Here is a 6,210-nt window from a genome sequence, read left to right as displayed (position 1 = left end):
CCGGCAAGCGTGAGGCTGGCGGCCAGCTTGCCTTCCAGCGCCACGTCGGGCCCGAGCAGGTCGCCGATGGCCTTGAGTTCCGGCAGGTTGATCGTCAGCCCACCAGACAGCGGGGATGCCGGCGCCATCAGCGCCAGCGCCCCTGGCGCAGCGTCACGCACCAGCCCGACACCGGCATCGAGATAGAGGTTGCCGACGCGCGTCGACTGCGCGGTGCCGCGCAGTCCGATCCGCATGCCTTCGCCGCGGGCTTCGACCACGACCTCGGTCAGGCCCAGCGGTGTGAAACCGCGCCCGGCGTTGATGGACAGATCGCCGCTGCGGCGGGCGATGCGCGCGGTGCCGGTGGCCGTGCTGCCCAGGTCCAGATCCCACTGGCCGTCGAGGACGAGGTCGGAGCGCACCGGCGGCGACTGCCCGGTCCAGATGCGCAGCAACTCCAGCACGCGGGCGATGGCCAGCCCGTCAATGCGCCCGGCACTGCGCAGATGGCCGCGATCGGATTCCACGCGCTCGATGTGGATCGGCGTCTGGTCCAGCGTCAGGTCGGCCCGGCCGAGCGCGAAGCGGCCCGGCGCCACCGACAGTCGCACCGGCGTCGTCAGCTGCAGGTTGGGCGCGCCCTGCGCCGACAAGGTGGAAACCGTACCGTCCCACGCATCGCCGTCCTTGCCCGGCGTGAGCGCACCGTCGCCCGCCAGCGCCAGCTTGAACGGCTGGTTGCGCACGTTGCCATCGGCATCGGCGCGGAAGCGGTGCGCGCGGCGCGTGCCGTCCAGCGTGGCGTGCACCTCGCGCAGCGCGAGGCTCGGCCCCGTCACATGCTGCGCGGTCAGCTCGAACAGCAACTGGCCGTCAAGGCCATCGCGCAGTTGGGCGCGCCCATTGGCCGTGTCGATCTTGTTGCCGCCGTAAGCCAACTGCTGGGCGCGGAAGGTGGCATCCACCTGCGGGCGCTTGATGGTGCCGGAGACGTCGCCGGACAGCGTCAGCGCGCCGCTCACGCCCAGCTGCAGGCGCGCGAGCTGCGGCGCGTCGATCTCCACATGCATGCGGTCGCCCGCCGCGCCAAAGCTGCCGCGCAAGCTCGCGCGGTTGCCGGCCACGTCGAGGCGGGCATCGCTGGGCAACAGGCGCTGGCCACGCAGGTGCACGTTGCCGCCCCCTGTCATCGGCAGGCCGGCGTAATCGCTGTCGCGCACGGCAAAGCGGATGGCCGCTTCAATCGCCCCGCTCGTGGGCTCGCCCAGCGTGCCACGCGCATCGAACTCGGCATTGATGCGGCCCTTCGCCACCTTGGCCAGCCGCGAGGGGTCGAACTCGGCCAGGCTGCCCTTGACGGCGAACGACTGCGCCTCGTCGTGCTTGAGCGTGCCCGCGAGCGTCAGGCGCGAGCGCCCAAGCGATACCTGCGCGCTGTCCACGGCAATCTGCGTCGCATCGAGCACGGCCTTGGCTTGGGCGCGCATGTCACCGCCGGCCAGGTCGAGCGCCACGTGCTGCGTGCCGCCGTCGAAATCCACGGTGACGGGGCCGGCGAGGCGCGTCTTCTCCAGCGCGCCATGCAAGGCCTGCAGATCGAGCTGGCGCACGTCGACGCGCAGGGTGCCGTGGCCCTTGTGCACGTCCGCATTGCCCGTCAGCTGGGCGCCGCCGAGCAGGCGCACGTCGAGCCCGGCCAGTTGCTGTGCATCCTCGTTCAGCCGCAACTGCGCGCGCAGCGATTGCAGCGGGAGCTTCTGCTTGTCGAGCGGGCCGGCCTGCGCGTTGTCGATCTGCACGGGGCCGGCCACCGTCAGCGTCTTGGCCTGTGCATCCGGCCGCAGATCGGCGTGGATCGACAGCGCGGCTTCCGGCGCCCCCGGCGCAAACGCGCGCGGGTTGACCTGCTCGGCGGAGACCACCGCCCGCGAGAACGGCAGCGCGGCAAACGGCGTCACGTCGATCAGCGCTTGCGCCGTCAGCTTGGCGCCGGTGCCGGTCGCGTCGACGTGCAGCGCTTCCAGCGAGCCCGACAACTGCGCGGAGACCGACGCCTCCTGCCGCTGCCCGCCCGCCTCGAACTGCGTGGCCAGCGTCGCCGCGCCGGTGAGCGGATACGGCCGCGTGCCCGTCATGTGCAGCGTGGCGGCCAGCTTGCCGGCCGGTGTTTCGACACCGTCGAGCAGCACGTTGTGATGCGTGCCGTCGGTGTGCAGGCCGCCGGCGATCGACTTCAATTCGGTGGTCGACGTGCCCTCGCGGATGGCGAGACGATCCACCGCCAGCCGGTCGACATCCAGCGCAAACGGCAGCGCGAGCGACGCGGGCGGCCCGCTCGGCGGCGCGGGCGGCGTCGGGTGCAGCGTCACCTCGACGTTGCCCGCGGTGAGGTAGGCAAAGCGGGCATGCCACGGGCCATGGGTGACGGACCAGCGCCCTTCCACGTGGTCGATGCGGACGTCCGTGCTGCCGGCGCGCACGTGCAGGTCGCGCAACGACAGGCCGTCGCGCAGCGTGCCGCCCGCCAGCGTGCCGGACACATAGGCGTGGCCGAAGCGCGTGGCGAGCGACCACAGCTGCGCGGTACCGGCCGGCGACTGGATCGCCCACCACAACCAGCCGGCCAGCAGCGCCACGATCGACAGCTTGACGATCAGGTAGATCGCCACCCAGCGCAGTACGCGCCGGCCCCAGCCGCGCTTGGGCGGCGGTGGCGGGTTGGGTTGAGCGGATGCGGGGGTCTGCGTATCTGTCATGGCCGATCTCAGAACGCAATGCCCAGCGACACGCTCGGCCGGAACTGGTGCTGCTGGATGCCATAGGCCAGATCGAGCTGGATCGGCCCGACCGGGCTCTTCCAGCGCACGCCGGCACCCACGCCGTTGAACCAGCGGCGCTGCGACCAGTTGTCGGTGGCGGTGCCGGTGTCCCAGAACACCGCGGCGCCCCACTGCGGCAGGAACCAGCGCTGGTACTCCACCCCGCCGGTGACGAGGAACTTGGTGGGCAGCGTGCTGCCGTTGACCTCGTTGCCGATGCTCTGGAAATCGTAGCCGCGGATCGACTGCGTGCCACCCGTACGGAAGCGCAGCGTAGCCGGCACGCCATCACCGGCGCCATTGGTGACCACCGCGCCCAGCTCGGCCCGCGTGACGAAGATGTCGCGCTGCCCCACCGGCACATACTGGCGGATGCGGCTGTACGAACGCACGAACGACTGGTCAGTCAGGAAGCCCTTGACCGCCGCGCCGATCTGCGTGGTGATGATATTGCCCCGGCGCGGGAACAGCGGGTCGTCCACGTCGCGGCGGGTCCACGCAAAGCCCGGCACCAGCGCCTTGCTGAGCTGGCGCGCGGCGCCTTCCGGGCGCAGGTCGTCGTAGTAGTAGTCGACCGTGAACGAGGTCTCGTAGATGCCGCGCACGCGGGTCTGCTTGAGGCCGGAGCGGTAGCTGCGCGTGTCGGTGCCGGACAGGTTGGTGCGGTCCATGCTGGCGTAGACGCTGTTGACGTACTGCCGGCCGTCGGGCGGCAGGGTCACGCTGCCGAACAGGTACTGCCGGCGCTGCTCGATGCGCGCCTGGGTGTCGAGCACCCACGCCTTGTCGAACAGGTTCAGGTATTGGTAGCGCCCTTCCAGCTGCGCGCCGGTGTCGGTACCGAAGCCGACGCCGCTGGTGATGCGGTTGGGCGGATATTCACGCACGCGCACGCGCACCGGGGCATCGACCGGGTTCTTCGGGTCGTCGCCCAGGTCGACGATGGCATTGGCGAAATACGGCTGGCCCTGGATGGCGGCCGCCAGCGCCTGCAGCCGGTCGGCGGAGTAGTCCTCGCCCACCTGGAGCGGGTTGACATGCTCGATGATGCTGCGTGGGTAGCGCGACAGCCCCTGCACGTCCAGCGGTCCCAGCGTATAGGCCGGCCCGCTGTCGTACGACACGGACAGATCGGCGCGGCTCTCATCCGGGTCGATGCGCGCCTGTGACGCCGTCTGCTTGGCCGCGTAATACCGTTTGCCCTGCAGCGCGGCCAGCGTGTCGTCCTTGGACTTGTCCCAGCCGGACTGGCGGAACGCCATGCCGTGCTGCAGGCTCCAGCCCTGCTTGAGCGCATCGATGCGCTTGGGGTCCTGAACGATGGCGCCGGTAAAGTCGAGCGCCACGGTGTCGATGGTCGTGCGCGGGCCGGCGTCCACCTTCACGTGCACCACGCGCCGGTCGGGCGGGCCTTCCACCTGTGCGGTCGCCTTGGGCACGAAATAGCCTTCGGTGGCGGTCAGCTTGGTGACCTGCTCACCGATGGTCTCGACCATGTACTGCAGCTGGTCTTCGGTGATGTCCTTGCGGTCCTGGTAGCGGGCCAGGTCCAGGTTGCGCTCGAGCAGGTCGCGGATGGGCTTGGGCGCGTCGATCTTGACGTCGTAGGTGGCCTGCGCCGCCGTGCAAGCGAGCATCAGGGCACAGCCGGCAAGGCGTGCCGCAACGGGCGTTGCAATGAAACGGAAGCGTGACGGTCGCGATGGTCGATGCAGGCCGGTCATCCTGGCGGGCGGGCGCCGGCGCACAGGCCGGGCAAGTCGGGGAAAAGTCGTTATTTGACCACACCGCCCCCAGCGGGTGCCCGCGCAAATGCCGCGCACACGTCTTTCAGACCAATCCGAAACGCCGCGCGCGGGCCGGACGATACGGTAAAATGCGCCGTTTCCCGCCTCGCGCACGTGTCCACACACGTGCCCAGGCGGGCAAGATCATCCAACATCACTTATTGCCATGGCCCTGTACAAGTCCGAGATCACCCAGTTCCTGGAAGAACTCAAGACGCAAAAGCCGGAACTGGAAGCGCAGCAGCGCCAGGGCCGCGCCCTCCTGTGGGACAAGGAACCGATCAACCTGGACGAGCGCACCCGCGCCCAGGCCGCGCGCGTGGCGCAGAAGCCATACGTCTACTCGATCGACTGAGCAGTCGCACGCGACCAGGCATGATCGCCGCATGACCACGCCCGCGCAGGACAAGCTGCCCCTGCCCGTCGAGCTGCCCCGCGTGGCGCCCGACCGGGACTCCACGCCGGCCCAGGTCGACGGCCTGGCCTTCGCGCGGCTGTACGGCGAGCCGCTGTTCAAGCTCCCGCAAGACCTCTACATCCCGCCCGATGCGCTGGAGGTTTTCCTCGAAGCGTTCGAAGGGCCGCTGGATCTGTTGCTGTACCTGATCCGCCGTCAGAACTTCAACGTGCTGGACATTCCGCTGGCGCAGGTCACGCGGCAGTACCTGGCCTACATCGAGCAGATCCGCGCGACCAACCTGGAGCTGGCCGCCGAGTACCTGCTGATGGCGGCCATGCTGATCGAGATCAAGTCGCGCATGCTGCTGCCGGTCAAGAAGACCGACGAAGGCACCGAGCCCGAAGACCCGCGCGCCGAGCTGGTGCGCCGTCTGCTCGAATACGAGCAGATGAAGCTCGCCGCGCAAAAGCTCGACACCGTGCCGCAGCTGGGCCGCGACTTCCTGCGCGCCCAGGTCTACATCGAGCAGAGCCTCGCGCCGCGCTACCCCGACGTCGATTCCGACGACCTGCGCGCCGCGTGGGCCGACGTGCTGCGCCGGGCCAAGCTGACCCAGCACCACAAGATCTCGCGCGAAGAGCTGTCCGTGCGCGAGCACATGAGCCAGATCCTGCGCCGCCTGCAGCACGCGCGGTTCATGGAGTTCACCGAGCTGTTTGAAGAAGCGATTCAATCCGGCAAGGGCGCACCCGTCGTGGTGGTCAACTTTGTCGCCATGCTGGAGCTGTCGCGCGAATCGCTGCTGGAAATCACCCAGGCGGAACCGTACGCGCCGATCTACGTGCGCCTTGCGTATTCTCCGACCTAACTTGCCGACCTGACTGCCGACGCAACCCGCCGGCACACACCCCGAACGCATGAAAGTCATCTCGTCCATCCAGGAACTGCGCGACCAGTTGCGCGGCCAGAATCGCGTCGCCTTCGTGCCGACCATGGGCAACCTGCATGAGGGCCACCTGAGCCTGATGCGCCTGGCGCGCCAGCATGGCGACCCGGTGGTGGCGTCCATCTTCGTGAACCGCCTGCAGTTCGGCCCGAACGAAGACTTCGACAAATACCCGCGCACGCTGCAGGACGACATCGAGAAGCTGCAGAAGGAAGGCGTGTACGTGCTGTTCGCGCCCACCGAGCGCGACATGTACCCCGAGCCGCAGGAATACCG

The 6,210-nt window shown here is 69.1% G+C and carries 5 protein-coding genes; 3 read left to right on the top strand and 2 right to left on the bottom strand.

Annotation, left to right across the window (positions count from 1 at the left end; all coding sequences use genetic code 11):
* On the bottom strand, positions 1-2,738 hold a 2,738-nt coding region (locus QZ609_RS23380; protein WP_295499966.1), incomplete at its 3' end, for a translocation/assembly module TamB.
* An 8-nt stretch (positions 2,739-2,746) separates the two neighbouring features.
* A complete protein-coding gene (locus tag QZ609_RS23375; protein ID WP_295499964.1) occupies positions 2,747-4,525 on the bottom strand; it encodes an autotransporter assembly complex family protein in 1,779 nt (592 codons plus the stop codon).
* 229 nt (positions 4,526-4,754) lie between these two features.
* On the opposite strand from QZ609_RS23375, the gene QZ609_RS23370 reads away from it, so the two are divergent.
* From QZ609_RS23370 to QZ609_RS23360, 3 genes are all read left to right on the top strand, one after another.
* Complete coding sequence (locus QZ609_RS23370; protein WP_295499962.1) at positions 4,755-4,943, top strand: DUF3460 family protein; 189 nt, start codon at positions 4,755-4,757, stop codon at positions 4,941-4,943.
* A gap of 31 nt (positions 4,944-4,974) precedes the next feature.
* Complete coding sequence (locus tag QZ609_RS23365; protein WP_295499960.1) at positions 4,975-5,856, top strand: ScpA family protein; 882 nt, start codon at positions 4,975-4,977, stop codon at positions 5,854-5,856.
* A gap of 49 nt (positions 5,857-5,905) precedes the next feature.
* A partial coding sequence (locus tag QZ609_RS23360; protein WP_295499958.1) for a pantoate--beta-alanine ligase occupies positions 5,906-6,210 on the top strand: 305 nt, incomplete at its 3' end.

Source organism: uncultured Ralstonia sp. (genome assembly GCA_913056305.1).
In the GTDB taxonomy this organism is placed as follows: domain Bacteria; phylum Pseudomonadota; class Gammaproteobacteria; order Burkholderiales; family Burkholderiaceae; genus Ralstonia.
Note: the sequence above shows the minus strand (reverse complement) of the source record. Positions and strands in the feature narration are given on the sequence as shown.